Genomic DNA, 2630 nt, shown 5'->3' on the forward strand with positions numbered 1-2630 from the left:
TTTAAAAAGACGTGAGGTGCACATAGTGCGAAAATTTAAATATGAGACGCCAAATACCCTAAGTTTTTTGTCATTAACCTGCACAGATTGCGAAGATAAATAGCTCCAGTCTCATTATAAGGGGGCCAAAAGAATTTGTCAAGTAGTTTTTTTTGTTTCCATTGGATGACATACGCTGCTAAAAGTTTGTTATATGGTTATGCAAAAGGTCTATTTACTCTAAGTATATTACATGTATACTTATTACTAAATTAAATTTGAAATGATAAGAAATGAATGAATTTAAATCGATCCGTAATATTGCGATAATTGCGCACGTTGACCACGGAAAAACTACTTTACTTGATAACATGTTAAAACAAAGTGGTACGTTTCGTGAGAATCAAGAAGTTCAAGAACGAGTGATGGATAGTGGTGATCAAGAGCGTGAACGTGGAATTACAATACTTGCAAAATGTACGTCAATAATGTGGGGCGATGAAAAAATCAACATTATTGATACACCGGGGCATGCGGACTTTGGTGGAGAAGTAGAAAGGGTACTGTGTATGGCAGATGGTGTGTTGTTGCTGGTTGACGCTGCAGAAGGTCCCATGCCACAGACTAAGTTTGTGTTATCGAAAGCATTAAAAGCAGATTTGAAGCCAATTGTGATAATCAATAAGGTTGATCGGCCAGACAGCAGAATTGATGAAGTGTTGAACGAAATATATGAATTGTTTTTTAACCTTGATGCGGCTAACGAGCAGCTTGATTTTCCAGTATTGTACGCTTCTGGTAGAAATGGCTGGTGTGTTAAAGGACTCTCTGACGAAAGAAAAGATTTAAGCCCATTATTTTCAATGGTTATAGATTATATAAAACCATCTATTTACGACCAAAGTGCACCTTTTGCTATGCTGGTTACTTTACTTGAGTCTGATAAGTTTCTTGGCAGGATATTGACAGGGAAAGTTTACCAAGGAATCGCAAAAGTCAATTCAGACCTCAAGGTACTTGATCTTGATGGTAAAGTGGTTGAGCGTGGAAGACTGACTAAGTTGCTCTCATTTTCTGGCTTAAAACGCATTCCAGTAGAGCAAGCTGTGGCGGGAGACATAATAGCAATTGCAGGACTCGAAAAAGCTTCAGTTTCTGACACTATAGCGACGCCAGAGGTTATGACTGCAGTAAGCTCGACTCCGGTCGATCCGCCAACAATGGCAATTACTATAAGTGTTAATGATTCACCTTTCACTGGGCAAGAGGGAACAAAGCTTACTTCCACTGTTATAAAGGACCGTTTATATGCAGAAGCAGAAACGAACGTTGCGATTACTGTGACTCCGACACCCAGTGGCGAGGCATTTGAAGTGGGTGGACGTGGTGAGCTACAGCTTGGAGTTTTAATTGAAAATATGAGAAGAGAAGGTTTTGAGCTTTCTGTTTCGCGTCCTCGTGTATTATTTAAAGAAGAAAACGGTAAAAAACTTGAACCTATAGAAGAGGTGGTAATCGATGTAGATGACGAATACAGTGGAATCATCATGGAGAAACTCAGCTTCCGAAACGGTGAAGTGACCGATATGAGGCCTTCTGGCAATGGAAGAACAAGGTTAACATTTTTAGTGCCATCAAGAGGGTTAATCGGTTACCAAGGGGAGTTTTTAACTGATTCTCGCGGTACTGGTATAATCAACCGTTTATTTCACAGTTATGCTCCTCATAAGGGTCCAATTTCTGGAAGACGCAATGGAGTGTTAATTTCCACTGATAAAGGTGAAGCTGTGGCGTATGCAATTTTTAATTTGCAAGATAGGGGAATTATGTTTATCAAGCCACAAGACAAAGCATATTGCGGTATGATTGTTGGTCAGCACAACCGCAACAATGATTTGGAGATAAATGTACTCAAAGGTAAGCAGTTAACAAATGTAAGAGCTGCAGGTAGTGATGAAGCTATAAAACTTACTCCGCCAAAAATAATGACTTTGGAGGAGATGATAGCATATATAGATGATGATGAATTAGTGGAAGTAACTCCAAAGTCTATACGTTTACGCAAGAAATTTCTTGATCCAAATGAGCGTAAACGCGCAGGAAGGGCGAAGAATAAGGAGTAATCAGAAGTTGAATATCTGAAAAAATAGCGTATAATTATTAATGGTTTTTAAGTAAATCTCTTATGGTTTTGTCAAAGTTTCTAGATCCAAAAAACAACTATGCCTTTAGGCGTATCTTTGGTACTGAGAAAAATAAAGATATTCTCATTCATTTTCTAAATGATATTTTAGGTCGCATTGGTGAAGCTGAAATAAAGGATGCAACCTTTCTTAGTCCCATTCAAAACCCTGATATTGTTGCCAAAAAGGAAAGTATTGTCGACGTATTATGTAGAGACTCTACAGGTGTTCAAACAATTGTTGAGATGCAGGTCGCTAGGACCAGTGGCTTTGAAAAACGCGCCCAATACTATGCTGCTAAAGCCTATTTAAGTCAAGCTGACGTAGGTGCCCGATATCAAGACCTTAAAGGAGTTATCTTTATTGCCATCACTGATTTTGTTCTATTTCCTAATAAACCAGAGTACAAATCTGATCACGTTACTCTTGATCAGAAAACCTTCGAACATGACCTGGAGGATTTTGGTT

At 38.6% G+C, this 2630-nt stretch carries 2 protein-coding genes; both read left to right on the forward strand.

Annotated elements, in window-relative coordinates; all coding sequences use genetic code 11:
* Window positions 1–272: 272 nt before the first annotated feature.
* A complete protein-coding gene (gene typA, locus GO685_RS04655) occupies window positions 273–2102 on the forward strand; it encodes a translational GTPase TypA (protein WP_175937782.1) in 1830 nt (609 codons plus the stop codon).
* 62 nt (window positions 2103–2164) lie between these two features.
* Window positions 2165–2630: Rpn family recombination-promoting nuclease/putative transposase (locus GO685_RS04660; RefSeq protein ID WP_175937783.1), on the forward strand; the 466-nt coding region annotated here is incomplete at its 3' end.

This window comes from Wolbachia endosymbiont of Madathamugadia hiepei (genome assembly GCF_013366855.1).
GTDB lineage: Bacteria > Pseudomonadota > Alphaproteobacteria > Rickettsiales > Anaplasmataceae > Wolbachia.